At 71.9% G+C, this 25,424-nt stretch carries 25 protein-coding genes and 1 tRNA gene; 21 read left to right on the top strand and 5 right to left on the bottom strand.

Going from position 1 to position 25,424, the window contains the following annotated elements:
* The first annotated feature begins 33 nt into the window (after nucleotides 1-33).
* From D9598_RS03955 to D9598_RS03925, 7 genes are read left to right on the top strand one after another with little or no spacing between them, the layout of a single operon-like run.
* Complete coding sequence (locus tag D9598_RS03955) at nucleotides 34-570, top strand: hypothetical protein (protein WP_198365114.1); 537 nt, start codon at nucleotides 34-36, stop codon at nucleotides 568-570.
* A complete protein-coding gene (locus D9598_RS03950; protein ID WP_198365113.1) occupies nucleotides 570-929 on the top strand; it encodes a hypothetical protein in 360 nt (119 codons plus the stop codon). Before D9598_RS03955 ends, D9598_RS03950 begins: the two co-directional genes overlap by 1 nt.
* A complete protein-coding gene (locus tag D9598_RS03945; protein WP_198365112.1) occupies nucleotides 883-2,157 on the top strand; it encodes a phage major capsid protein in 1,275 nt (424 codons plus the stop codon). The genes D9598_RS03950 and D9598_RS03945 overlap by 47 nt, the downstream gene beginning before the upstream one ends.
* 26 nt (nucleotides 2,158-2,183) lie before the next feature.
* Entirely contained in the window at nucleotides 2,184-2,696 is a 513-nt protein-coding gene (locus D9598_RS03940; RefSeq protein WP_232476896.1) for an HK97 family phage prohead protease, read from the top strand.
* Nucleotides 2,696-3,868, top strand: a complete 1,173-nt coding sequence (locus D9598_RS03935) for a phage portal protein (protein WP_198365110.1) — start codon at nucleotides 2,696-2,698, stop codon at nucleotides 3,866-3,868. Before D9598_RS03940 ends, D9598_RS03935 begins: the two co-directional genes overlap by 1 nt.
* Nucleotides 3,868-4,125, top strand: a complete 258-nt coding sequence (locus D9598_RS03930) for a hypothetical protein (RefSeq protein ID WP_198365109.1) — start codon at nucleotides 3,868-3,870, stop codon at nucleotides 4,123-4,125. Before D9598_RS03935 ends, D9598_RS03930 begins: the two co-directional genes overlap by 1 nt.
* Nucleotides 4,122-5,147 (top strand): tyrosine-type recombinase/integrase, encoded by a 1,026-nt coding sequence (locus tag D9598_RS03925; RefSeq protein ID WP_198365108.1) that lies wholly within the window; start codon nucleotides 4,122-4,124, stop codon nucleotides 5,145-5,147. The genes D9598_RS03930 and D9598_RS03925 overlap by 4 nt, the downstream gene beginning before the upstream one ends.
* An 82-nt stretch (nucleotides 5,148-5,229) precedes the next feature.
* Here the strand turns inward: D9598_RS03925 and D9598_RS03920 are convergent.
* Nucleotides 5,230-5,305 (bottom strand) — tRNA-Ala (locus tag D9598_RS03920).
* Between the two features lie 107 nt (nucleotides 5,306-5,412).
* Here D9598_RS03920 and D9598_RS03915 point away from each other — a divergent pair.
* The 4 genes from D9598_RS03915 (at nucleotide 5,413) to D9598_RS03900 (ending at nucleotide 7,811) form a co-directional block, all read left to right on the top strand.
* Nucleotides 5,413-5,706, top strand: a complete 294-nt coding sequence (locus tag D9598_RS03915) for a YggT family protein (protein WP_198365107.1) — start codon at nucleotides 5,413-5,415, stop codon at nucleotides 5,704-5,706.
* Nucleotides 5,707-5,774: 68 nt separating this feature from the next.
* A complete protein-coding gene (locus D9598_RS20945; RefSeq protein WP_370591929.1) occupies nucleotides 5,775-6,047 on the top strand; it encodes a DUF167 domain-containing protein in 273 nt (90 codons plus the stop codon).
* The gene (folD, locus tag D9598_RS03905; protein ID WP_198365105.1) at nucleotides 6,044-6,886 is read left to right on the top strand and encodes a bifunctional methylenetetrahydrofolate dehydrogenase/methenyltetrahydrofolate cyclohydrolase FolD; all 843 of its coding nucleotides are present in this window, start codon (nucleotides 6,044-6,046) and stop codon (nucleotides 6,884-6,886) included. Before D9598_RS20945 ends, folD begins: the two co-directional genes overlap by 4 nt.
* A 100-nt stretch (nucleotides 6,887-6,986) precedes the next feature.
* Nucleotides 6,987-7,811, top strand: coding sequence for a sugar phosphate isomerase/epimerase (locus D9598_RS03900; protein WP_198365104.1), 825 nt, complete (start codon nucleotides 6,987-6,989; stop codon nucleotides 7,809-7,811).
* A gap of 116 nt (nucleotides 7,812-7,927) precedes the next feature.
* On the opposite strand, the gene D9598_RS03895 is transcribed toward D9598_RS03900, so the two are convergent.
* Nucleotides 7,928-10,225 carry an NADP-dependent malic enzyme gene (locus D9598_RS03895; RefSeq protein WP_198365103.1) on the bottom strand — a complete coding sequence of 766 codons (2,298 nt, stop codon included), beginning with the start codon at nucleotides 10,223-10,225 and terminating at the stop codon, nucleotides 7,928-7,930.
* Between the two features lie 208 nt (nucleotides 10,226-10,433).
* Nucleotides 10,434-12,038, bottom strand: a complete 1,605-nt coding sequence (locus D9598_RS03890) for an ABC transporter substrate-binding protein (RefSeq protein ID WP_198365557.1) — start codon at nucleotides 12,036-12,038, stop codon at nucleotides 10,434-10,436.
* A gap of 141 nt (nucleotides 12,039-12,179) precedes the next feature.
* Between D9598_RS03890 and mutS the strand changes: the two genes are divergently transcribed.
* The 6 genes from mutS to D9598_RS03860 all read left to right on the top strand — a co-directional run bounded on the left by mutS (nucleotide 12,180) and on the right by D9598_RS03860 (nucleotide 19,890).
* Complete coding sequence (gene mutS / locus D9598_RS03885) at nucleotides 12,180-14,927, top strand: DNA mismatch repair protein MutS (RefSeq protein WP_198365102.1); 2,748 nt, start codon at nucleotides 12,180-12,182, stop codon at nucleotides 14,925-14,927.
* On the top strand, nucleotides 14,924-17,746 hold the full coding sequence (locus D9598_RS03880) for a [protein-PII] uridylyltransferase (protein WP_198365101.1): 2,823 nt from the start codon (nucleotides 14,924-14,926) through the stop codon (nucleotides 17,744-17,746). The genes mutS and D9598_RS03880 overlap by 4 nt, the downstream gene beginning before the upstream one ends.
* Nucleotides 17,747-17,897: 151 nt before the next feature.
* Entirely contained in the window at nucleotides 17,898-18,281 is a 384-nt protein-coding gene (locus D9598_RS03875) for a hypothetical protein (protein WP_198365100.1), read from the top strand.
* Nucleotides 18,282-18,528: 247 nt separating this feature from the next.
* Nucleotides 18,529-18,849, top strand: a complete 321-nt coding sequence (locus tag D9598_RS03870) for a hypothetical protein (RefSeq protein ID WP_198365099.1) — start codon at nucleotides 18,529-18,531, stop codon at nucleotides 18,847-18,849.
* 112 nt (nucleotides 18,850-18,961) lie between these two features.
* Entirely contained in the window at nucleotides 18,962-19,495 is a 534-nt protein-coding gene (locus D9598_RS03865; RefSeq protein WP_198365098.1) for a Smr/MutS family protein, read from the top strand.
* Entirely contained in the window at nucleotides 19,492-19,890 is a 399-nt protein-coding gene (locus D9598_RS03860) for a helix-turn-helix domain-containing protein (RefSeq protein ID WP_198365097.1), read from the top strand. Before D9598_RS03865 ends, D9598_RS03860 begins: the two co-directional genes overlap by 4 nt.
* On the opposite strand, the gene D9598_RS03855 is transcribed toward D9598_RS03860, so the two are convergent.
* Nucleotides 19,848-20,942 (bottom strand): murein transglycosylase A, encoded by a 1,095-nt coding sequence (locus D9598_RS03855; RefSeq protein WP_232476895.1) that lies wholly within the window; start codon nucleotides 20,940-20,942, stop codon nucleotides 19,848-19,850. The genes D9598_RS03860 and D9598_RS03855 overlap by 43 nt on opposite strands.
* A gap of 8 nt (nucleotides 20,943-20,950) precedes the next feature.
* Entirely contained in the window at nucleotides 20,951-21,616 is a 666-nt protein-coding gene (locus tag D9598_RS03850; protein WP_198365096.1) for a Tim44/TimA family putative adaptor protein, read from the bottom strand.
* Between the two features lie 175 nt (nucleotides 21,617-21,791).
* Here D9598_RS03850 and D9598_RS03845 point away from each other — a divergent pair, with 175 nt between their 5' ends.
* The 4 genes from D9598_RS03845 to D9598_RS03830 all read left to right on the top strand — a co-directional run bounded on the left by D9598_RS03845 (nucleotide 21,792) and on the right by D9598_RS03830 (nucleotide 25,419).
* Nucleotides 21,792-22,349 (top strand): histidine phosphatase family protein, encoded by a 558-nt coding sequence (locus D9598_RS03845; RefSeq protein WP_198365095.1) that lies wholly within the window; start codon nucleotides 21,792-21,794, stop codon nucleotides 22,347-22,349.
* 97 nt (nucleotides 22,350-22,446) lie between these two features.
* Nucleotides 22,447-22,983 (top strand): protein-export chaperone SecB, encoded by a 537-nt coding sequence (gene secB, locus D9598_RS03840; protein WP_198365094.1) that lies wholly within the window; start codon nucleotides 22,447-22,449, stop codon nucleotides 22,981-22,983.
* Nucleotides 22,984-23,059: 76 nt separating this feature from the next.
* A complete protein-coding gene (murJ, locus tag D9598_RS03835) occupies nucleotides 23,060-24,595 on the top strand; it encodes a murein biosynthesis integral membrane protein MurJ (RefSeq protein ID WP_198365093.1) in 1,536 nt (511 codons plus the stop codon).
* Nucleotides 24,596-24,681: 86 nt separating this feature from the next.
* On the top strand, nucleotides 24,682-25,419 hold the full coding sequence (locus D9598_RS03830; protein WP_198365092.1) for a class I SAM-dependent methyltransferase: 738 nt from the start codon (nucleotides 24,682-24,684) through the stop codon (nucleotides 25,417-25,419).
* The last annotated feature ends 5 nt before the right edge of the window (nucleotides 25,420-25,424 follow it).

Raw genomic sequence — 25,424 nt, 5'->3', positions numbered from 1 at the left:
GAAGGCTTATACTCAGGCGAAAGGAGAGCCTTCATGTCCGACCCCTCGTCCGATCATATCGAGCGTTACAGCTCTGCCGTCGCTTGTGTGGCGGCAGGGATCAGCACGGACAAACTAAAAAGCTGGTCGAATGGACCGAGCGCTGCGCTGCTCATCCCGGAGGACGACATGGACAGGCGAGGCAGGGGAATTCCCCTGCTCTTGTCGTTCCGCCGCGTCGTTCATATCGCCCTCACCGCGCAGTTGGTTCGGCATGGCCTTCGGCCTGTCGATGCCGCGGCGGCGGCGGCGAAGTTCACGGACTTCGGCGATCCGTTCCACGATGCAGGCAATGGCGTCTTCATCGGAAAGCGGCTGCCTGGTCAGCTCTACCAGGAAGGCCGCACGTTGCTCGTGGTCATGCCGTCGCACAGCGCGACGGATAGCAAGGTGCGGCTGCGGAACATCAAGGCTTCGGACGGGGCGACGCGCCTTCTGGCGCTGCTCAGCCCTTCCGCCACGATCGTCGATGTGAGCTCCGTTGTCGCGCATGTCCGGACGGTCCTGGACGGTGGTACGGCCACGGCGTGATGACCTTCACCATCGCCATCACCTCCATGGATGTGTTCAGCACGCCGCAACAGACGGGCGGCGGAACCATCTATGCCAGGCTTAATCTCCAGCTTGGTCCGTTGCTGATCATCGGTGCGCGGCTCACGAAGATTGAGCGCGGCGAAGTCGTTCTGTGGCTGCCGCGCTTCAATCGAGATCAGCGCATCCTCTGCATTGATCCTGACATTCGGCAGCGGTCTCGTACCGCGGCCATCGAAGCATATCGCGCCCTGACCGGCCGCGACCCCGCTGATACGCCGCTCGCGACGGCTTCCTTCGTGGACAACAACCATGACCCTTCGCGAGATGCTGGAGCGCCGCGCGGCCATCGCTGCTGAGCTGCGCGCCATCAACGACAAGCCGGCCGAGAATGGCGAACTGAGCCTGGACCAGCGCAGCCGCTGGGATGCTCTCAAAGCTGATCTGGACACGCTGGAGCAGCGCATCAGCCGGCAGGTGACACTGGACGATACCGAACGCCGCATGCAGGGCCAGCCCCTGAACGGCACCGGCGATGCCAACCTGGATCGCGAGGCGGCCCGCGTCGGCCTGCTCGACGTAGTGCGGGCCGGCATGGGGGGTACCGACCACGCCGCCGGCCGCGCCCGCGAGATCAGCGCCGAGCTGGAGCGCCGCTCCGGCCGCAAGGCGCAGGGTCTCTACTGGCACATGGGCCAGCCCATGGAGCAGCGCGTGCTGACCACGGCGGCCCCGGCGGGCGGCCCCGGCGGCAACCTGATCGCGACCGAGCATCGCCCGGACCTGTTCATCGACCGCCTGCGCAGCACCACGCGCGTCCGCTCGCTGGGCGCGACGGTGCTCACCGGCCTGACCGGCAATCTCTCCATTCCGCGCCGGAAGGCCAGCGTGACCGCCGGGTGGGTGGCCGAGAACAGCCCCCTGCCGAACAGCGATCCGCAGTTCGAGGCGATTACCCTGACGCCGAAGCATGCCGGCGTGATCAGCGAATGGTCGCGCAACATGGTGCTGCAGAGCAGCCCGGACGTCGAGCAGCTCGCCCGGAACGATATGGCGCTGGAACTGGCCGAGAAGCTGGACACGGCCGCCATCGCCGGCACGGGCACCAGCAACCAGCCGCGCGGCATCCTGAACACCGCGGGCATCGGCACCGTGTCCCTCGGCACGAACGGCGGCGCGCTGACCTATGACGCGGTGGCCGATCTGGTCGGGCTGGTGGACGACGCGAATGCTGCCGGCACGGGCTTCCTGATCAACACAAAGGTGCGCCGCGCCGCCGCGAAGTTGAAGGATACCACGGGCGTTCCGCTGGGCCTCGCCACGGTGTTCCAGGGCCAGACGGTCGCCGTCAGCAACCTGGTGCCGAGCAACCTGAGCAAGGGCACCGGCAACAACCTGTCGGCGCTGATCTATGGCAACTGGTCGGATCTCATTATCGGCGTCTGGTCCGAGCTCGACATTCTGGTGAACCCCTACGAGAGCACAGCCTACGCGAAGGGCAATGTGCAGATCCGGGCGATGATGACGGTGGATATCGCCGTGCGTCACCCGGAGAGCTTCGCCGCCATCACCGACGCGGTGGCCTGATGAGCGCGGCCCGGTTCCCTGACGGGATGGAAAGGCGCGCGGCCGTCGAGCTGCGTGCCTCCGGGCGCCGCCTGGAAGGCTACGCGGCGACGTTCGGGGTGGCCGCCAGGATCGGCGGCTTCTCCGAGACGATCCGCGTCGGTGCCTTCCGGGCTTCGCTGCTGGCAAAGAAGGACGTGCTGGCCCTGGTGGATCACGATCCCGGCCGCCTGCTGGCCCGCACCAGCTCCGGCACGCTGCGGCTGGAGGAGGATGCCAAGGGCCTGCGCTTCGAGCTGGATGTGCCCGACACCCAGCTCGGCCGCGACGTGCTGGCCCTGGCCGAGCGCCGGGATCTGGGCGGCATGTCCTTCGGCTTCCGTGTCACGGACGAGGCGTGGTCGAGCCGCGATCAGCGTGAACTGCGCGCGGTGGAACTCGTCGAGGTGAGCGTGGTCCATGCCCATCCGGCCTATGCCGCCACCTCCATCCAGGCCCGCAGCCAGCAACAGGGCTTCGATGGCGCCGCGTCCCGCCGCCGCTGGCTGGAGACGATCTGATGGGCATCCTCTCTCGCTTCTTCGGCAAGGCGGAAACAAGGGCCCTGGATTGGGGCAGCTTCGGTCAGTATTTCGGCGTCGCGCCCACCCATGGGCCAGGTGCCGTGAGCCCGATCCTGGCGGAGAACCTGGCGACCGTTACCGCTTGCGTCAGCGCTGTCAGCAGCGTCATGGCCAGCCTGCCGGCCTATGTGTACCGCCGGAAGCCCAATGGCCGCACAGAACTGTACGACCATCCGGTGGCCCGTTTGGTGCGCAATCCGAGCGATGGTCGTCTCACTTGGCCGGACTTCGTGGAATGGCTGGTGGCCCAGGTGCTGTTGTACGGGAATGGCATGGCGGAGATCGCGTATGACGGCGCAGGCCGCCCGACCGCGCTCCTGCCTGTCCCCTGGCTCAGCGTCGCCGTCGTCGTCCTGCCATCGGGCCGCATTGCGTATGACGTCCTGACCGATCGGGGGCCGACGCGCCGCCTTCTTGAAGGTGAGGTGCTGCACGTCCGCGACCGGAGCGATGACGGGATTGTCGGTCGCTCCCGCATTAGCCGGGCGCCGGATGTTCTGCGCAACGCGGCTTCTCTCCAGGAATGGTCCGGAGCGGTCTGGCAGAACCAAGCCACCCCCAGCGGCGTCCTATCGGCACCGGGAGCTATCTCGCCCGACACCGCCGCACGTTTGAAAGCCCAGGCTCAGATCAACTGGGCCGGGGCTCATAACGCAAAGAAGATCATGGTTCTCGGGGACGGCCTGGCCTGGACCCCTTGCTCCGTGAGCCCCGAGGATGCCGAGGTGCTGGCCAGCCGGCGCTTTACCGTTGAGGAGCTGTGCCGCCTGTTCCAGGTGCCGCCGCCGATCGTGCAGGATCTGAGCCACGGCACCTTCACCAATAGCCGCGAGGCCGGGCGCTGGTTCGCCCAGTTCAGCCTGGCACCGCTAGCCCGGAAGATCGAAGCCGAGTTCGAGCGCAGCGTCTTCGGAGCAAGTAGTGCCGATTGCCTGATCGAGCTCGATATGTCGGGTCTGATGCGGGCCGACGCAGAGGCCCGGTGGCAGTCTCATAAGATCGCGGTGGATGCCGGCATCCTCGATCCCGACGAGATCCGGGAAATCGAGGGCTGGAACCCTCGCCCCACCAAGCCGAAGCCTGACAACGACGGTCCGGTGGTGGCGTGATGGCGGGCTACGACCACCTCCCGCCCGGCATCCTGCCCTTCCTGGTCGCCCGGGAAGCCGCGGCGGCGCTGGTCGGCGTCTCCACGACCAAGTTCGATGAGATGGTCCTGGACGGCCGCATGCCCGAGCCCCGGACCATCGACAAGCGCGTGCTGTGGAACACGGAGGAAATCCGATCGGCGGTGAACCTCCTCCCCCGGCGCGGCGGTAAGGGCAAGGATGGCGGTTCGTCCTGGGATCGGGTTCTGGCGCAATGACCAAGCTGAGGCTGCCCTACGTCCACGAGTTCCGCAAAGGCCGTGTGACCTATCACTACTTCCGGCGCGGGACGGTGAAGATCCGTCTCCGTGGGCAGCCCGGCTCGGCCGAGTTCATGACGGCCTACCAGAAGGCCCTGGAAGGGAAACCGCCGCCGATCGGTGAGCGCCGCACCCGGCCGGGCAGCATGGCCGCCCTGGCGGCGTCCTGGTACGGCTCGCCCCGCTTCGAGGCGATGGCCGAGGCCACCCAGCTCCGCTACCGGCGGATCTTCGAGGATTTGCTGAAGGACTACGCCGATGACCTGGTGCGCGAGCTACAGCCCTCGCACGTCCGGGCCATCCTCTCCAGCAAGGCCAAGACCCCGGCCGCGGCGCGCGCCCTGCTGAACGTCATCCGGCAGGCCATGCGCCATGCCTTCGATACCGGCATGCGGGACGACCTGCCTACCCGGGACGTGCGCCCGCCCAAGTATCAGGCCAAGCCGCATCCGACTTGGACCGAGGAGGATATCGCCGCCTTCGAGGCCACCCACCCCCTGGGCACCCGGGCGCGGCTGGCGCTGGCCCTGCTGCTCTATACCGGGCAGCGGTCGGGCGACGTGATCCGCATGGGCCCCCAGCACGTTCGCCAGGGCGCCATCCTGGTGCGCCAGCAGAAGACCGGGAAGGAGATGGCCATCCCCATGCACGGAGAACTGGCTGAGGCGCTGGCGGCGCATCCGGGCGGCCATCTGGCCTTCCTGATGACCCAGCTCGGCGCCCCCTTCGCGTCACAGACCGCCTTCTACAACTGGTTCCGCGAGGTGACCGAGAAGGCCGGGCTCAAGCTGCCCCCGCATGGCCTGCGGAAAGCCACCTGCTGCCGCCTGGCCGAGGCCGGCTGCACGCCGCATGAGATCGCATCCATCACCGGGCAGAGCCTGAAAATGGTGGAGCACTACACGAGGGAGGTGAACCAGCGCCGGATGGCGGCGCGCACCGTGGCGCGGCTTGCGAGGCCCGCCAGGACCGAAACCTGAACGAGCGTTGGCTACCGGAGTGCGATCCGGTAGCCAACTGGAAGGCATATTGTCTTGGAAAACAATAGAATAGAGCGCGCGGTGGTGGAGCTGAGGGGAATCGAACCCCTGACCTCCTCATTGCGAACGAGGCGCTCTCCCATCTGAGCTACAGCCCCACACGCGCAGTGGCGGGCTTATCGCGGAGGTCGCAGAACAAGTCAAGCGGCGCTTGCCGCCGCCCCCCGGGCTTCGTAGATGGAGGCCTCACCACAAGGGGATGGCGATGTACGCGGTGTTCTGGTTCCTCGATCAGGCGATCGGTCTCTATGTCTGGGCTTTGATCATCGCGGCGGTGTTCAGCCTCCTGGTGGCCTTCAACGTGCTCGACACCCGCAACCGCTTCGTCTGGGCGGTGGGCGACTTCCTCTACAAGATCACCGAGCCGGCGCTGCGGCCGATCCGGAACTTCCTGCCCAATCTCGGCGGCATCGACATCTCGCCGATGATCCTGATCCTGCTGCTCTATGCCTTCCGCATCTTCCTCTGGACCACCCTCTGGCCGCTGGTGGCCGCCTGACGGCCGCGGTGCCAGGGGCGGAGGCAGGGGCGGAACCGCCGAAGGGCTGGCGCGGCCTCCCCGGCGGAGTGGAGCTGCGGGTCAAGGCCCAGCCCAGGGCCCGGCGGGAGGGCATCCAGGGCTGGATGGAGGCCCTGGGCGGACCGCGCCTGCGGGTGGCGGTCAATGCCGCGCCGGAGGATGGCCGCGCCAACCGGGCGATCTGCGCCCTGCTCGCCGCCGCCCTGCATGTCCCCCCTTCCGCCATCGCGGTGGTGCACGGCGCGGCATCGCGCGAGAAGACCTGCCGGATCGAGGGCGACCCCCTCCGACTGGCCGAGCAACTGGAGAGAATCGAATGACCGCGCGCATCATCGACGGCAAGGCCGTGGCCGCGGCGCTGCGGGCGCGGATCGCCGCCCGGGTCGCCGCCCTGCCCTATGCTCCCGGCCTGCGGGTGGTCCGCGTGGGCGACGACCCGGCCAGCGGCGTCTATGTCCGCAACAAGGACCGCGCGGCGCAGCAGGCGGGGCTCGACAGCGCCACGATCCAGCTCCCGGAGGACACCAGCGAGGCGGCGCTGCTCGATGTCGTGCGGCGGCTCAACGCCGATCCGGCCGTGGACGGCATCCTGGTCCAGCTCCCGCTGCCGGCGCAGATCCGCGCCGCCACCGTGCTGGAGACGATCGACCCGGCCAAGGACGTGGACGGGTTCCACGCCGTCAATGCCGGCCGGCTGGCCACCGGGCAGAAGGGGCTGGTGCCCTGCACGCCCAAGGGGGTGATGCACCTGCTGGCCGCCGCCGGCACGCCGCTCGCGGGGGCGCGGGCGGTGGTGCTGGGGCGGTCCAACATCGTCGGCAAGCCGATGGCGGCGCTGCTGCTCGCCGCCGATGCCACCGTGACGGTGGTGCATTCCCGCACCCTGGACCTGGCCGGCGAATGCCGCCGGGCGCAGATCCTGGTCGCCGCCGCCGGCCGGCCGGAGATGGTGAAGGGCGACTGGATCGCCGAGGGCGCCACGGTGATCGATGTCGGCATCAACCGCCTGCCCGACGGCCGGCTGGTGGGCGATGTCGATTTCGCCGCGGCGCGCGGGCGGGCGGGCGCCATCACCCCGGTGCCCGGCGGCGTCGGCCCGATGACCATCGCCTGCCTGCTGGAGAACACGGTGGACGCGGCCGAGGCGCGGCGGGGGTAGGACACCGGAATCGTCATCCTCCCGCCTCCGAAGCGTCACCGGGGCGTAGCACGGCCGTTCTAGGCCCGGCTGCGCACCGCGTGATGCCAGGAGACCGCCGATGACATCCCCCACCCGCCCCCTGCTGGGCGCCGCCCTCAGCCTGAAGGGCATCGCCCTGCACCGCGACTGGCTGCTGGAGCGCCAGCGCGACATCGAGATCCAGGACCTGCACAGGGCCGAGGTGCTGGACGGCGACTGGCTCGAGGTCGCCCGGCGGGTGCGCGCGGCGCTCGACGGGCATACCGGCCGGCGCGGCCTGCACGGCCCCTTCTGGGGCTTCAAGATCGATTCCCACGACCCCGAGATCCGCGCCGTGGTCACCCGCCGGCTGCTGCAGGGCCTCTCCGCCTGCGAGGCGGTGGGCGCCGACCAGATGGTGCTGCACTCGCCCTTCACCACCTGGGACCACAACAACCTCGACGCCTTCGAGGGCGCCCGGGAGCAGCTCCTGGAGCGGGTGCGGCTGACGCTGCGCGAGGTGATCGCCCGCGCCGAATCCCAGGGCTGCACCCTGGTCATCGAGAATATCGAGGACAAGGACCCGCGCGACCGCATCGCCCTGGCGGCGGCGCTGGACAGCACGGCGGTGCGCGTCTCGCTCGACACCGGCCACGCGCATTACGCCCATTGCAGCACCGGCGGCCCGCCGGCGGATGTGCATGTGCGCCTGGCCGGCCAGGCGCTGCACCATGTGCACCTGCAGGACACCGAAGGGTATGCCGACCGCCACTGGCCGCCCGGGCGCGGCACCATCCGCTGGGGCGCGCTGTTCGAGGCGCTGGCCCAGTCCGCCCCGGCGGCGCGGCTGATCCTGGAACTGCGCGACCCGGCGACGCTGCGCGAGGGCGCGGCCTATCTGACGGGGCTCGGCCTGGCGGAGTGAGTCGCGGCCGGGCCCCAGGGGGCGCTCCCTTTGGGGCCCGGCCCATCCGAGGCCGGCGCGCTTCCCGTTCGCGCCGGCTCGCCCGATCCGGTGATGCCACCGGATCGGGATCTGCTCTAGCGCGTCACCGCGCCATGCGCCGCGAAGCAGGCCATGTCGAGGATCTGCGCGACGCTGCTGCCCAGGTTGATGAGCTGCACCGGCTGCGACAGCCCGACCATCAGGGGCCCGATGGTCGTCGCGCTGGTCAGGTGCGGCACCGCCTTGGTCAGGATATGGGCGGCGTGCAGCCCGGGCATGACCAGCACATTGGCCGGCCCGGTCAGGCGGCAGAAGGGATAGAGCGCGCGCAGCTGCGGGTTCAGCGCCACATCCGCCGCCAGCTCGCCGTCATACTCGAAGTCCGCCCCCTGCTGGTCGAGCAGCCGGACCGCCTCGCGCACCGGGCCGGTGATGGTGCCGCCGGGATCGCCGAAGGTGGAGAAGGAGAGGAAGGCGACGCGCGGCTCCAGCCCCAGCTTGCGCGCCTCCGTCGCCGATTGCCGGGCGATGCAGGCGAGGGTCGCGGCGCTCGGCCGCTCATGGACGGCGGTATCGGCGATCAGCACCGTGCCGGAGCGCCGCGCCAGCATCAGCGTCAGGCCGAAGAGCACCGTCTCCGGCGCCGGATCGATCGCCAGCATGACGTTCTCCAGCGTCGCGCCGGTCGAGCGGGTGACGCCGGAGACCATGGCGTCCGCATCGCCCATCGCCACCATGCAGGCGGCGAAGGCATTGCGGTCCTGGTTCACCAGCCGCTGGCAGTCGCGGAACAGGAAGCCCTGGCGCTGCTTGCGGGCATAGAGGAACTCCGCGTAGCGCCGGTTGCTGCCCGAAAGCCGCGCGTTGTGGATCTCGATCCCCTCCGGCAGCGGGATGCCGAGCGCGGCCACGGTCGCCGTGATGCGGTCCTCGCGCCCGACCAGGACCGGCGTGCCGTAGCCCGCGTTGCGGTAGGCGATGGCGGCACGGATGATCTTCTCCTCCTCGCCCTCGGCGAAGACCACGCGCTTCGGGTTGGCCTTGACCCGCTCCGTGATGGTCTCCAGCGCGTTGATCCCGGCATCGAAGCGCCCGGCCAGCTCTCGCGCGTAGCGCTGCGGGTCGATCAGCGGCTTGCGCGCCACGCCCGATTCCATCGCCGCCCTCGCCACCGCCGGCGAGACGCGGGCGATCAGGCGCGGGTCGAAGGCGTGCGGGATGATGTAGTCCGGCCCGAAGCGCAGCCCCTTGCCGCCGCCCGCGCCCGCCACCTCCTCCGGCACGTCCTCGCGCGCCAGCATGGCCAGCGCCTCGGCCGCGGCGATCTTCATCGGCTCGTTGATCGTGCTGGCGCGCACGTCAAGCGCGCCGCGGAAGATGAAGGGGAAGCCGAGGACGTTGTTGACCTGGTTCGGATAGTCCGAACGGCCGGTGGCGATGATGACGTCGGGGCGCACGGCGCGCGCCTCGTCCGGGGTGATCTCGGGGTCCGGATTGGCCATGGCGAAGATGATCGGGTCCTTCGCCATCGACCGCACCATCTCGGGCGTCACCGCGCCCTTGACGGACAGGCCGAAGAAGGCGTCCGCGCCCTCCAGCGCCTGGGCCAGCGTGCGGCGGTCCGTGGCGACGGCATGGGCCGACTTCCACTGGTTCATGCCCTCCGTGCGGCCGCGCCACAGCACGCCCTTGGTGTCGCACATCAGGATGTGCTCGGGCCGCATGCCCATCGCCTTGACCAGCTCGGCGCAGGCGATGGCGGCCGAGCCGGCGCCGTTGATGACGAGCTTCGTCTCCGACAGCGCCCGTCCGGTGAGGTGGCAGGCATTGATCAGCCCGGCGGCGGCGACGATCGCCGTGCCGTGCTGGTCGTCATGGAAGACCGGGATGTCCATCAGCTCGCGCAGGCGCTGCTCGATGACGAAGCACTCGGGGGCCTTGATGTCCTCGAGGTTGATGCCGCCGAAGGAGGGCCCGAGGTAGCGCACGGCGTTGACGAACTGGTCGACATCCTCGGTGTCGATGCAGAGATCGATGGAATCGACGTCGGCGAAGCGCTTGAACAGCGCCGCCTTGCCCTCCATCACCGGCTTGCCGGCCAGCGCGCCGAGATTGCCGAGGCCGAGCACCGCCGTGCCGTTGGAGATGACCGCCACCATGTTGCCCTTGGCCGTGTAGTCATAGGCCAGCGCCGGGTCGCGGTGGATGTGCAGGCACGGCTCGGCGACGCCGGGCGAATAGGCCAGGCTGAGGTCGCGCGCCGTGGCGAGCGACTTGGTGAGGCGGATCTCCAGCTTGCCGGGCTTGCCCTCGGCATGCAGGGCGAGCGCCTCCTCGGCGGTGATGCGCGCCGTGCGCGTATCCCCCGGTGCAATCGATTTCGCGTCGTCCATAACCATTCCCCGGCTACCGCAGTGATCGCCTCTTTATGAGCGGGGAAGCAGGAAGTGGAAAGCCGGCCGCTTCGCGACTGCGAGATAAGGTCGCGCAACTCTCGTTCGGTGAAAGGAAATTTCACCCTGTGAGACATCCGGCCGCGGCGCCGGCGGATGGGGGGCGGCGCGCGGCCCGGTCAGGGGCCGGCCGCGCGGCGCCGCCCGATCAGCTCCGGCGCACGTTCCAGGGATAGGGCGCGGTGCCGTCCAGGATGCCGGTCAGGTCGCTGCGGAAGGCGGTGCGGAGCGTGAACTGGCCGAGCGGCATGGTGGAGACCTCCTCCAGCCCCAGCCGCCCGAGCTCCAGCGCGGCCTTGCGCTGCGCCGCCTCATCCGCGGCGAAGAGCCATTCCTGGGTCAGCGCCTCGGCGCGGTCGTTCTTCCACCAGCCGAACCAGCCGGCCTCGCCCTGGCCGCGGATCAGCGGCGACATCGCCGGGCTGCCGTAGAAGTTGGCCGGGCCGGTGGTGTGGAAGATGCTCCAGCCGCCCTTCTCCACCGGCTCGCGCAAGTTGCGCCGCTGGATCACCGTGCCCCAGTCGCTCTCCGCCAGCTCGACATTCATGCCGATGCGCTGCAGCGCATCCGCCGTCACCTGGCCGAGCGGGCCGATGTCGGGGAAGTCCGTCGGGTTGATGATGACCGCCTTCTGGCCCGTGTAGCCCGCCTCCTTCAGCATGGCGCGGGCGCGGTCCAGGTCGCCCGGCATCAGGTCCGGGTGGTCCTGGTAATAGGGAGTGTGCTTCGGCCAGATGCTGCGCGTCCCGGTCCAGACGGAGGTATCGTCCCCCTGGGAGGCGCGCATGTAGTTCTCCTGGATGACCGAGGCCAGCACGGCGCGGCGCAGCCTCACGTCGCTGAAGGGCGCGTGCAGGCAGTTCAGCCGCGCCAGCGCCAGCCGCCCGGCCTTGTCCGTCACCTCGCGGCGGATCTGGCGGTTGCGCGCCAGCATCGGCTGCAGGTCGGCCATCGGCCGCTCCCACCAGTCCACCTCGCCGTTCATCAGCGCGCCGGCGGCGGTGGCGGCATCGGGGATGATCAGCCATTCGATGCGCCGGAAATGCGCCACCTTGCCGCCCGTGGCCCGCTCCGGCGCCTCCTGGCGCGGCACGTAGCCGTCGAACTTCTCGTAGACCACGCGGCTGCCGGAATTGTACTCGCCGTCCAGGAAGCGATAGGGGCCGGAGCCGATCATCTCCGTCACCGCCTTGCCCGGATCGGTCTGCGCCAGGCGCTCGGGCATGATGAAGGGCACCGAGGCCTCGGTCTTGCCCAGCGCGGTCAGCAGCAGCGGGAAGGCCCGGTCGAGCCGGATCTCGAAGCTGCGGTCATCCACCACGCGCCAGTCGCGGATGATCGCCGCCACGAGCTGGCCGAAGGCGTCGCGCGCCATCCAGCGCTTCAGGCTGGCCACGCAGTCGCGTGCCCGCACCGGCTCGCCGTCGTGGAACCGCAGCCCCTCGCGCAGGCGGAAGCGCCAGAGCCGGCCATCCTCCAGCACCTCGTGGCCCTCGGCCATCTGCGGCTTCGGCTGCAGCGTGGCATCGAGCGAATACAGCGTGTCGAAGACGTAGTAGCCGTGGTTGCTGGTGACGGTGGCGGTGGTCCAGACCGGGTCGAGCGCCGAGAGATTGGCCTGCGGCACGAAGCGCAGCGTGGCCGCGCGGGCATCCTGCGCCAGGGCGGGGCGCGCCAGGGGAGACGCGACGGCGCCACCCAGCAGGGCGGCGCCACCCAGGGCCCCGGTCTTCAACAGGCTGCGGCGGTGCATCGACAATGAAGGCCTCCTCGGATCTTTCGGGCGGCGGACGTTGCGCGAGGCCGGCCGTCCGGGCAACCCCCTGCCCCCCGGGCGGCGCATGGCGGGCTTTCGGCCATACCGCCGTGCCGGATCCTGTTCTAGGAAGGCCCGATGAGCCGCCGCCCCGCCGCCCCGCCGCCCGCCGGAACCCTGCCCTCGGCCGAGGGCGCCACCCCAGCCCTGGCGCAATGGTTCGCCGCCAAGGCCGCGCATCCCGACGCCCTGGTCTTCTTCCGCATGGGGGATTTCTTCGAGCTGTTCTTCGAGGACGCCGTCACCGCCGGGGCGGCGCTCGGCCTCGCCGTCTCGCATCGCGGCGAGCATCAGGGGCGGCCGGTGCCGATGGCCGGCGTCCCCGCCCATGCGCAGGAGAACTACCTGGCCCGGCTGATCCGCCAGGGCTTCCGCGTCGCCATCTGCGACCAGCGCGAGACGCCGGAGCAGGCCCGGGCGCGGAAGGCGCCCACCCTGCGGCGCGAGGTGGTGCGCCTCGTCACCCCCGGCACGGTGACGGAGGAGGCGCTGCTGGAGGGCGGCCGCTCCGCCTGGCTGCTGGCGCTCGCCCCCGTGGGCGGCGAATGGGGCGCGGCCTGGGCCGATCTCACCACCGGCGCCTTCGCCTGCGAGGCGCTGCCGGAGGCCGAGCTGCCGGCGCTGCTGGCGCGGCTCGACCCCGCCGAGGTCGTCCTGCCCGAGGAGCTGCCCGAGGATCCGGCGGAGAGTGTTCCGCTGGCGGCGCTGCCCGGGCGGCCGAGCAGGGCCGTGCCGCCGCGCGATCCGGCGGGGCTGCTCGCCGGCTTCTTCGGCACCGCCGGGCTGGATGGCTTCGGCCGCTTCACCCCGGCCGAATGCGCCGCCGCCGCGCTGGCGGTGGACTACATCCGGCGCACCCAGGGCGAGGCGGCGCCGCGCCTGCGCCCGCCCGAGCCGCAGGGCGGGCGCGGGACGCTGCGCATGGACGCCGCCACCCGGCGCAGCCTGGAGATCCTGCGGAGCGAGCATGGCGAGACGCGGCACTGCCTGCTCGCCGCCGTGGACCGCGGCCTGACCGCCGCCGGCTGCCGCGAACTGGCCGCCCGCCTGGCCGCCCCGCTGACCGAGGCCGCCGCCATCGCCGCCCGGCACGACGCGGTGGCCGCCCTGCTGGCGGCGCCGGCGCTCCGCGCGGCGCTGCGCGGCCGGCTGCGCGGCGCGCCCGACATGGCCCGCGCCCTGGCCCGGCTGGCGCTGGACCGCTTCGCGCCGCGCGACCTCGCCGCGCTGCGCGAGGGGCTCGGCCGCGCCGAGGCCATGGCGGCGGCGCTGGAGGCGGGCCGGCCGCTCCCCGCGCTGCTGGAGGCCGCCGGCGCCGCGCTGCGCCCGGCCGGCTCGCCGCGCGCCGAGCTGGAGCGCGCCCTGGCCGCCGACCTGCCGGCGCGGCTGGAGGACGGCAACCTGATCGCCCCCGGCTATGATGGCGAGCTGGACGCGCTGAAGCGGCTGCGCGACGACGCGCGCGGCGCCATCGCCGCCCTGCAGATGGAGCTGGCCCAGGCCTGGGGCGTGGCCGCCCTGAAGATCCGCCACCACCAGCAGTTCGGCTTCCTGGCGGAGATGCCGGCGGCGGCGGGCGAGAGGCTGCTGCGCGAGCCGCCCGGCGGCCTCGAGGGCACGCCGCGGGCGCCGGTGCACCGGCAGACCATGGCCAATGCGCACCGCTTCACCTGCCCCGCCCTGGCGGAGCTGGACCGGCGGCTCGCCGCGGCCGGGGAGCAGGCGGCGCGGCGCGAGGCCATGGTGGTGCGGCACCTGCGCGGCCTCTGCCTGGCGGCGGCCCGGCCGATCGACGAGGCGGCCGCCGCCCTGGCCGAGATCGACCTGCAGGCCGGCGCCGCCGAGCTGGCCGCCGAGGGCGGCTGGTGCCGCCCGGAGATGGTCGAGCGGCCCGACTTCGTCGTCCGCCAGGGCCGCCATCCGGTGGTCGAGGCGGCGCTCGCCCGTGCCCATGGCCCCGCCTTCGTGCCGAACGACGCCGACCTCTCGCCCGGCCGCCGGCTCTGCCTGCTGACCGGGCCGAACATGGCCGGCAAATCCACCTTCCTGCGGCAGAACGCGCTGATGGTGGTGCTGGCCCAGGCCGGGCTCTTCGTCCCGGCCGAGGCCGCCCGGCTCGGCCTGGTGGACCGGCTGTTCTCCCGCGTCGGCGCGGCGGACGACATTGCCGGCGGCCGCTCCACCTTCATGGTGGAGATGACCGAGACGGCGGCGATCCTGAACCAGGCGACGCCGCGTTCGCTGGTGGTGCTGGACGAGGTCGGCCGCGGCACCGCCACCTGGGACGGGCTGGCCATCGCCTGGAGCGTGCTGGAGGCGCTGCACGACCGCATCCGGGCCCGCGCCATCTTCGCCACGCATTTCCACGAGCTGACGGCGCTGGAGCCCAGGCTGCCGGAGCTGCAGCTCGCCACCATGCGGGTGCGCGAGCACCGGGGCGCGGTGGTGTTCCAGCACCTGGTCGGGCCGGGCGCCGCGGAGAAGTCCTGGGGGCTGCACGTGGCCCGGCTGGCGGGCGTGCCGCGCGAGGTGGTGGCGCGGGCGCAGGCGGTGCTCGGCGCGCTGGAGGAGCGGGCGCGGGGCCTGGACCCGCTGGCCGGCGAGTTGCCGCTGTTCCGCCCTCCGCCGGCGCGCCCGGCCCAACCGGACATGGAGGACCGCCGCATCCTCTCAACGCTCGATGCGTTGGACCCGGATCGACTCACGCCACGCGAGGCTCTGGAGGCGCTTTATCGCCTCAAGTCCCTGCGCGATCAAAATGATGTCAACAAAACCCATGACGGCGCTGTTGCTGCGGCGCAGTGCGGGATAACATCGGTCGAATGAGAAGCTCCGGCGATCTGCCAGATGCCCACATGGATGAAGCGGAACAGGCCCCGGTGCCTCAGGCACCGCTGCGCCCCCTTCCCGATGTCGCCCTCGACCTGATCCCCCGCCCCGGCGAACCGGTGCCCCGCGAGGTCGCGCTGACGCTGCTGCGCCGGCAGCTCGGCCGCATCCAGTCGCGCGTGCAGGAGGTTTTCGAGGCGCATGCCCTCTCCGGCCTGACCGCCGCCCGCATGCTGGGCGAGCTGACCGACGGGCTGATCTCCGCCATCCATGCCTATACCCTGGCCCAGGTGGCCCCGGAACAGGCCGAGGGTGGCGGCAACGCCTTCGCCGCCACCACCGAGCCGCCCTTCGCCCTGGCCGCCACCGGCGGCTACGGCCGCGGCGTGCTCGGGCCCTATTCCGATATCGACCTGCTGTTCCTGTCCGACCGGCCGCTCGGCCCGCGCGGGCGGCGGGCGGTGGAGTTCATGCTCTACCTGCTCTGGGACCTCGGGCTGAAGGTCGGCCACGCGACGCGCAGCATCCGCGAATGCCTGGAGGATGCGCGTGGCGACGCCACCATCCAGACCGCGCTGCTCGACGGCCGCTTCATCGCCGGCGATCTCGCGGTCTTCACCCGCTTCGAGGAGGAGTTCGCCCGCGCGCGGCAGGAATGGGGCGTCGGCCAGTTCCTGGCCGCCAAGCGCGCCGAGCGCGCGGCGCGCCACAAGCGCTATGGCGACAGCCCCTACCTGGTCGAGCCGCACCTGAAGGAGGGGCGCGGCGGCCTGCGCGACGTGCAGACCATGTACTGGCTGGCGCGCTACGCCTTCGGGGCGCGCCGCATGCCCGAGCTGGTCGGCCCCGACAGCCCCGGCGGCGGCCTGCTGACGGCGCGCGAGGCGCGCGCCTTCCGCCGCGCCTGGGACTTCCTCTGGACCGTCCGCTTCCACCTGCACTACGTCACCGGCCGCGCCGAGGAGCGGCTCACCTTCGACCTGCAGCCCGTGGTGGGCGCCCGCATGGGCTACACCCGGCACGGCAAGCAGGACGGGGTGGAGCGCTTCATGAAGCACCTCTTCCTGACGGCGCGCGACGTGGTGCGCCTGTCGCGCCTGCTGGAGCCGGCGATCGAGCGCGCGACGCTCGGCCTGCCGGCGCTGAGTCGCGCCGCCGACCCGACGCTGACCGCCGCCGGCATCGCGGTGGCCGACGGCAAGCTGCTCTTCGCGCCCGACCGGCCGGTGGAGCGCGATCCGGTGATCATGCTGCGGCTGATCCGCGCCGCGCGCGACCGCGGCATGGAGCTGCACCCGCTGGCGCACCGGGCGCTGATCCGCAGCGCGCATCTGGCCCAGGCGCTGCGGGGCCAGGACGAGGCGAACACCCTGTTCCTCGACATCCTGACCGGGCGCGATTCGGCGCGCTGGATCCGGGTGCTGAACGAGGTCGGCTTCCTCTCGCGCTTCATTCCCGACTGGGCCCGCATCGTCGGGCTGATGCAGTTCGACACCTACCATGTCTTCACCGTGGAGGAGCACACGATCGAGGCGATCGAGGTGCTGAACCAGCTGGAGCGGGGCGAGCTGGAAGAGGCCGTGCCGGTCGCCAGCGAGGTGGTGGGCCAGCTGCATTCCCGCCGGGCCCTCTATGTCGCCGTGCTGCTGCACGACATCGCCAAGGGCCGGGGCGGCGACCATTCCGAGCTCGGCGCCGGCATCGCCCAGGAGATCTGCCCGCGCCTCGGCCTCTCGCCCGAGGAGACCGAGACCGTCTCCTGGCTGGTGCTGAACCATCTGCTGGTCAGCCAGACCGCCTTCAAGCGCGACATCGACGACCCCAAGACCATCCTCGACATCGCCGAGGTGGTGCAATCGCCCGAGCGGCTGCGGCTGCTGCTGGTGCTGACCGTGGCCGATATGCGCGCCGTCGGCCCCAAGGTCTGGAACGCCTGGAAGGCGACACTGCTGCGCGAGCTGTACTGGCGCGTGGCCGAGGTCCTGGCCGGCGGCCTCTCCGTGCCGGAGCGGGACGTGCGCGTGGCCCGCGCCAAGCAGGCCGCCGCCGCCATGCTGGCCGACCAGCCGAGGGCCGGCGTCGAGCATTTCCTCAGCCTCGGCTATCCCGGCTACTGGCTCTCCTTCGATCCCGAGAGCCACGCCCGCCACGCCGCGATGATCCGCGAGGCCGAGGCGACCGGCGCGCCGCTCACCATCTCCACCCGCGTGCTGGAAGCCCGCGCCGTGACCGAGGTGACGGTCTACTGCTCCGACCATCCGGGCGTGTTCAGCCGCATCGCCGGCGCGCTGGCGGTCGCGGGCGCCACCATCGTCGATGCGCGCATCCACACCATGACCAACGGCATGGCGCTCGACACCCTCTGGGTGCAGGACGCGCAGGCGCACAATGTCGGCGGCGCCTTCGAGGCCGGGCACAAGCTGGCGAAGCTCTCGGTGCTGATCGAGCAGGCGCTCTCCGGCCGGCTGAACCTGCCGCAGGAGATCCGCAAGGTGCGCCGCGAGCCGGCGCGGCTGCGCGCCGTGCAGGTGCCGGGGCGCGTGGTGATCGACAATTTCGCCAGCAACACCCACACCGTCATCGAGCTGAACGGGCGCGACCGGCCGGGCCTGCTGCACGATGTCACGGCGGCGATCAGCGAGCAGGGGCTGCAGATCGCCTCGGCCCACATCACCACCTATGGCGTGCGGGCGGTGGACGTCTTCTACGTCAAGGACGTGTTCGGGCTGAAGATCGAGAACGAGCGCAAGCTGGCGGGACTTCGCGCGGCGCTTCTGGCCGCCCTCACCCCCCCCGGCGCCGAGGACGCGAACTGAGCCGCCGTCCGACGGCAACTTCCGCCATGAGCTGATGGCCGCAAACCGCTGGCAACCTTCGCCTTGTCCATGCTTTTGAAACAGGCAGGGCGTTCCTCCGGGCGTCTCCGGTCCGCCCGCGAAGGAAGGACGTCCAAAGATGCGTAAATCCATGACCGCCGTTGCCATCACCGGTCTGACCCTCGCCCTGGCGGCCTGCGGAGGTCCCGGTCAACGTCCCGCGCCGGTTCCGCCGGAGGCCAGGACCGATCCACCGACCACCACCAGCCAGACCATCCGGGAATCCTCCAGCCTTCCCGGCAACGCCCCCACCGTCGGCACCGGAACGCGCCAGCGGGGGACCACGGACGACCCGACCAGCGCCACCCTGGCACCGAATACGCTGGCCCGCATCCCGGGCGTCCCCACCGCCGGCAGCGGAGCGCGCGAGCGCGGCTCGACCGATGCGCCGACCAGCGCGACGACCCTGCCCAACGCCCTGAGCCAAATGCCTGGCCGGCCGACCGCCGGCACCGGGCCGATGCAGGGCCGCTGAAACCTCTCCGATCCTGACATCCGCCGTGGAACCTTGCCGGGAGGCTCGGCCCACGGCGGAAAACACGCGATCCGAGGTGATCGACGACGTCGTGCCCGACGTTCCGCCATATCATTCCGGCATCATAAATTTCCGGAAAGAAAGCTCTGGCAACCTTTGGCTTGTCCGTGCTTTGTCATCGGCACGGCGCCGATCGGCCTTCCTGCCTGGCCGGCTCACGAGCGCCCGACAAGGAAAGGCATCGCCGATGCGTAAACCCATGGCCGCCGTTGCCATCACCGGTCTGACCCTCGCCCTCGCAGCCTGCGGCGGCCCCGGCCAGCGCCCCGCGCCGGTTCCGCCGGACGCCAGGACCGATCCGCCGACCAGCACCAGCCAGACCATCCGGGAGTCGAACACCCTGCAGGGCGATGTGCCGGCCGCCGGCAGCGGAGCGCGCGAGCGCGGCTCGACCGATGCGCCGACCAGTGCCGGCCTGCTGCCCTCCGTCACCGCCCGTCCCGGCGCGCCGACCGCCGGCTCGGGGCCGATGCAGGGCCGCGACCAGCCCGTGCCGCCGACCCGCTGAGCCCAGCCAGGCCCGGTCTCACCGGAGGCCGGGCCGCCCGCTCCGATCCGATCGTGAGTTCCCCGACAGTTCACCCTGGCCTTCCCTTCCGGCCGATGCCATCAGAGCGGCCATGCCATCCCGCCGCGGCCGTTCGCTCACCCCCGCCGACGCAGCCCTCTGGCGCGCCTATGCCGCCACGGTGACGCCGCTGCCCGGGCATGAGCTCGCCCCCACCGCATCGCCGCCGGCCGAGGCGCCGCCCGCGCCGCGCGGTCCGGACCCTTCCCCGCCCGCGCCACGGGCGCCCCGCGCCGCGGCCTCCCTGCATGTCGGCCACCAGCCCGGCGGTCTCGACCACCGCCGCTGGAAGGAGCTGCGCCGGGGCCTGACCAGGCCCGAGCGGACGCTCGACCTGCACGGCCGCCGCGCGCAGGAGGCGTGGCTGGCCGTGCGCCGCTTCCTCCTCTCCGCCCATGCCGATGGGGTGCGCTGCGTCGCGGTGGTGACCGGCAAGGGCCCGGCGCCGGAGGGGGGGGTGCTGCGGCGGGAGCTGCCGCACTGGCTGAACGCGCCGGAGCTGCGCCCGCTGCTGCTGGGCGCCGCCCATCCGGCCCCCAACCAGGGCGTGGTGCATCTGCTGCTGCGCCGCCGCCGCGCCGCGTGACACCCTTCGGTGCGCGGCTGCGGGCCCTCCGCCGGGCGCGGGGCGTGACGCTGCGGCAGATGGCCGAGGCGCTTCATGTGTCGGCCGCCTATCTCTCCGCGCTGGAGCATGGCCGGCGCGGCCGCCCGACGGCCGGTCTGGTGCATCAGGTGAACGAGTATTTCGGGCTGATCTGGGACGATGCGGAGGAGATGGTCCGGCTGGCGCGCCTCTCGCATCCCCGGGTGATCCTCGACACCTCGGGCCTGTCCCCCGCCGCGACGGAGCTGGCCAATCTGCTGGCCACGCGCATCCGCCAGCTCCCGCCCGAAGCCGTCGCCCGGCTGCGCGCCGTGCTGGAGGAGGAGTCGCCTCAGGACGGGCCGCCGGCCTCCCGCAAGGGTTCCAGCACGTAGAGGTCGGCGCTCTCCTTCATGCGGCCGGCGGCCTCGGCGGCCTCCTCGCCCCAGCCCCAGAAGAGGTCGGCCCGCGCCTCGCCGCGGATGGCGCCGCCGGTGTCCTGGGCCAGCACCAGCCGGCGCAGCGGCACCCCGCTCACCGGATGGCGCGTGACGATCCAGACCGGGCTGCCCAGCGGGATGTGCTCCCGGTCCACGGCGATCGAGCGCAGCGGCGTCAGCGGCACGCCCTGCGAGCCGGTCGGCCCCTGCTCCGGCCGGGCCGGGGTTTCGCGGAAGAAGACGTAGGAGGGGTTCTCCTCCATCAGCGCCGCGGCCCGCTCGGGGCCGGCGCGCTGGAGCCAGGCCAGGATGCTCTGCATCGAAACCTGCTCGCGCGGGATCTCGCCGCGCTCGGCCAGCAGGCGGCCGATCGGCACATAGGCGCGGCCGTTCTGGGCCGCGTAGCCCATCCGCCGCACCGAGCCGTCCGGCAGCACGACCCGCCCGGAACCCTGGATCTGCAGGAAGAACTTGCCCGCCGGATCATCCACCCAGAGCAGCACCGGGGCATCGCTGGCGCCGCCCTCGATGGCGGCGCGGTCGGGATAGGGAAGCAGCCGGCCCTCGCGCACCCGCCCGGCGATGCGCCGCCCGCGCAGCTCCTCGGAGAAGCGGCCGAGATCCACCTCCACCAGGTCCGAGGGCCGGCCCCGCAGCGGCGTGGCGAAATCCGGCGAGGGGGTTGTGGCGCCACGCAGCTCGGGCTCGAAATAGCCGGTCATCAGCCCCTCGCCGGCATGGCGCAGGCCGAAGCGGCGCTCGAAGAAGGCCCGCGCCGCGACGTCGTCATCCTCGGGCAGCGCGGCGGCCTCGGCGCAGAGAGGCTCGGGGAAGGCCGGCGGGCGGCAGCCGGCGACGAAGGGCGGAATCGCCTGCGACAGCCGGTCCTCGCCCCAGCCGGGCAGCTCGGCCGGCCGTTGCGGCGGTCCGCCGCAGCCGGCCAGGAGGGTGAGGGCGAGCAACGCGGCGCGACCGGCGCCCCGCCGGGTCCTGGCGGTGGATGGCAAGGCGGTGGTCAGGCCGAGCGGGTGCCGACAAGCTTCCAGGCTGGGTCGCCGCTGCTGAGGTCGCGCTGGAAGGTCCAGATGTCGTTCAGCTCGGTGACGGCCTCGGCTCCGGCCACGATCTCGCCGCCCGCGCCGCTGGTCACGTTCACCTGATCGGAGACGATGCGCACCGTGATGTCGGCCACCGTGCCGCGCAGATCGGCGCTCTCGATCCGCATCTCGTGGATGGCGCGGATCTCGGTGCGCTGCCGCTCGCCGGCGGCCTCGCGCGCGGCGATCGCCTGCTCGAAGCCGGCATAGGTCTCCTCGGCCAGCAGGTCGCGCAGCGTCTGGCGGTCGCCCCGGGCAAAGGCCTCGACGATCATGCGGAAGGCCCCCTCCGCCCCGGCCAGGAAGCCGCGCGGGTCGAAGGCGGGATCCGCCTGCCGCATCCGCTCCAGCACCTGGCCCGTCGGCGTGCGCGAATCCGGCACCACCGGGCGGGCATGCTCCGGCGCGGGCCCCGGCTGCGGCTCGGCCTCCACCGGCCCGTGCGACGGCGGGGCGGCAGCCTGGCGCTCCTGCGGCGGCCGCTCGTAGCCCTGGCGGCGGCCCAGGACGCTGCGCAGCCGCAGCACCAGGAAGGCCGCGACCATGGCGAACAGGATCAGATCGACCGGAAAGCCGCCGGACATTGCATTCTCCTCATGTGCAACACTTAGGGGCGGCAGCCCGTCACCGCAATGCCATCGGGGACCGTCCCGCGGGCGGGCGCGGAGGGGGCCGGCGCCGCGGCGCCCTTGCCGCGACGGCGCGGCCTGCCGCAAAAGGCGGGGAGCGCGGCGCCGCCGCCCCGCCACGGAGTCCCCGATGATCCTGCTGCGCCACGGCCAGAGCGAGTTCAACCTGCATTTCACCGCCACCCGGCGCGACCCCGGCATCCACGACCCGAAGCTGACCATCCTCGGGCAGCATCAGGCGGAGGCCGCCGCCCAGGCCCTGGCCGGGGAGGACATCCGCCGCATCATCGCCAGCCCCTATACGCGGGCGCTGCAGACCGCGGCGCCGCTGGCCCGCCGCCTCGGCCTGCCGGTGCTGGTGCACCCGCTGGTGCGCGAGCGCTATGCCTTCAGCTGCGACATCGGCTCGCCCTGCACGACGCTGAAGCTGGAATGGCCCGACCTCGACCTCGCCCATGTCGAGGAGGTCTGGTGGCCCGCGGTCGAGGAGCCGGCGGACCAGGTGGAGGGCCGGGCGAGGCTGTTCCGCGCCGAGATGGCGGCGTTGGCGGACTGGCGCCACACGGTGGTGGTCTCGCACTGGGGCTTCATCCTGTCGATGACCGGCGAGTCGGTGGCGAACGGACAGTGGCTGCGCTGCGACCTGGAGGCGGCGGCGCCGGAGCGGATCAGCTGGAAGCACCGCTGAGGCGGCGATCGCCGGCCCGCCGCCGCCGGCGCGCTGTGACAGGCCGGGCCGGGCGTGCTACCCCGCGCCCAAACCGGAACCGCATCCAGGGGCCCGCATGTCCGACACCCTTCCACCCGACGCCCTCCCGCCGCAGAACGGCGCCCCCAACGGGGCCGCGCCCCAGGGCCCGCTGCTGCTGAACCTGCAATACACCAAGGATCTCTCCTTCGAGGTGCCCGGCGCGCCGGAGATCTTCGCCACGCTGCGCGAGCAGCCGCGCATCGACCTGGCGCTCGACGTCCAGGCGCGGCCGCTGCCGCAGGGGCAGAACGTCTTCGAGGTGTCGCTGCAGATCCGCGCCGACGCCCAGGCGCCGACGCAGGACGGCGCCACCCAGACGGCCTTCATCGCCGAGCTGGTCTATTGCGGCATCTTCACGGTGAACGTGGAGCCGAACCTGCTGGAGCCGCTGCTGCTGGTCGAGTGCCCGCGGCTGCTCTTCCCCTTCGCCCGCAACATCCTGGCCGATGTGACGCGCGACGGCGGCTTCCCGCCCGTGCTGCTCTCGCCGATCGACTTCGTGGCGCTGTGGCAGAGCCGGCGCGGCGCCCAGGCCGCCGGCCAGCCGCAGCCCCCCGTGGCCAATGCCTGACTGACCGGCGCGGGGCCCCGGAGCCTTCCGGCCGCCCCGCGCCGCCCCTCCCCGCCGCCGTGATCAGGCCCCGAGCATGCTGCGCAACATCCTGACCATCGGCAGCTGGACCTTCGCCAGCCGCATCCTGGGCTTCCTGCGCGACATGCTGATCGCCGCCATGATCGGCGCCGGCCCGCTGGCGGATGCCTTCTTCATCGCGCTCCGCCTGCCCAACCTGTTCCGCCGCCTGTTCGGCGAGGGCGCCTTCAACGCCGCCTTCGTCCCCGCCTTCGCCGGCACGCTGGCGCTGGAGGGGCCGAGGAAGGCGCGCGAGCTGGCCGAGCACATGTCCACCCTGCTCGGCCTCTGGCTCACGCTGCTGGTGGTGCTGGGCATGGTCTTCATGCCGCAGGTCATGTCGGTGCTGACGCCGGGGCTGATCGACGAGCCGCTGCGCTTCGACCTCGTCGTCGAGCTGTCGCGCATCACCTTCCCCTACCTGCTGTTCATCTGCCTCACGGCGCTGGTCTCGGGCGTGCTGAACGCCATCGACAAGTTCGCCCTCGCCGCCGGCGCGCCCCTGCTGTTCAACCTCTTCGCCATCGTCTCGCTCTTCGCGCTGACGCCCTTCGTCGCGACGCCGGCGCATGCGCTGGCCTGGGGCAGCATGGCCTCGGGCCTCGCCCAGCTCGCCATGGTCACCCTCGCCTGCCACCGGGCCGGGATGGGCTTCCGCCTGTTCACCTGGCCGCGCCTGACGCCGGAGACGCGGCGGGTGGTGCGGACCATGCTGCCGGGCATCCTGGGCGCCAGCATCTCGCAGCTCAGCCTGGCGATCGACATGTTCATCGCGACGCTGCTGCCGGCGGGCGCGGTGAGCTACCTGAACTATGCCGACCGGGTCGCGCAGCTGCCGCTCGGCGTGGTGGGCGCCGCCATCGGCACGGCGCTGCTGCCGGTGCTGTCGCGCCAGTTGCGGAGCGGCAAGGCGCTCTCGGCCCATCGCAGCATGAACCGGGCGGCGGAGCTGTCCCTGGCGCTGGCCCTGCCGGCGGCGGCGGCGCTGATGGTGCTGGCCGAGCCGATCGTCCTGGTGCTGTTCCAGCGGGGCGCGCTGACGGTGGCGCAGGCGCATGCGGTGGCGGATGCGCTGGTCGCCTATGCCGCCGGCCTGCCGGCCTTCGTGCTGATCAAGGCCTTCGCCCCCGGCTTCTTCGCCCGCGGCGACACGGCGACGCCGGTCAAGATCGGCATCGCGGTGGTGGCGCTGAACCTCGCCGCCAGCCTGACGCTGGTGCTGGGCCTGGGCTTCGGCCATGTCGGCATCGCCATGGCGACCTCGACCGCGGCCTGGGCCAATGCCCTGCTGCTGCTGGGCATCCTGGCGCGGCGCGGCCACTGGATCGCCGACCGGCGGCTGCGGCGCAACCTCTGGCGCTTGGCGGCGGCGACCCTGCTGATGGCGGCGGTGCTGGCGGTGCTGGCGCCGCTGCTCTTCCCGGCGCGCGGGCTGTGGCAGCTGCTGGCGCTCGGCCTGCTGGTGGGGGCCGGGCTCGTGACCTATTTCGGCGCCACCCAGGCGCTCGGCGCGCTACGGCTGCAGGATCTGCGGCGGATGCGCCGCGGCTGAGAGCCGGGCGGCGCCTCTTCCCAGGGGCTCTTCAAGGCCTCTTCAAGGCCTCTTCCCGGAGGGCCGCAAGCCGCTATCCTGCGCGCATGACCCAGACCACGGATTTCGGCTTCCGCGAAGTGCCCCGCGACGCCAAGGCGTCGATGGTGCGGGAGGTCTTCGACAGCGTCGCGCCCAAGTACGACGTCATGAACGACCTGATGTCGCTCGGCCTGCACCGGGCCTGGAAGCAGGCCTTCGTCGCCGCCATCGGCGCCGGCCCGCGCGAGACGCTGCTCGACCTCGCCGCCGGCACCGGCGACGTCGCCTTCCTGGCGAAGCGGCGCGGCGCCGGCCGGGTCATCCTGGCCGATATCAACGCCGCCATGCTGGGCGTCGGCCAGGGCCGGGCCCTGCAGAAGGGGCTGGCCGAGGGCCTCGCCTATGTCTGCTGCGACGCCGAGCGCCTGCCCTTCCCCGACCGCAGCGTGGAGAAGGTCTCGATGGCCTTCGGCCTGCGCAACTGCACCGACAAGGACGCGGTGCTGCGCGAGGGCTTCCGCGTGCTGCGCCCCGGCGGGCGGATGCATGTGCTGGAATTCTCGCGCCTCGAGATCGACGCGCTGCGGCCGCTCTACGATGCCTGGTCCTTCAAGGCGCTGCCGGCGATCGGCGCGCGCATCGCCAAGGATTCCGGGAGCTACCAGTACCTGGCCGAGAGCATCCGCATGTTCCCCGACCAGCCGACGCTGGCCGGCATGATGGAGCGGGCCGGCTTCGAGCGGGTGAAGTGGCAGAACCTCTCGGGTGGGGTGGTGGCGATCCACACCGGCTGGAAACTCTGAGAAGG

It is taken from the genome of Roseomonas sp. KE0001, assembly GCF_016107285.1.
Classification (GTDB): domain Bacteria; phylum Pseudomonadota; class Alphaproteobacteria; order Acetobacterales; family Acetobacteraceae; genus Pseudoroseomonas.
The sequence above is the reverse complement of the archived record's forward strand: the minus strand, read 5'-3'. Positions and strand labels throughout refer to the sequence as shown.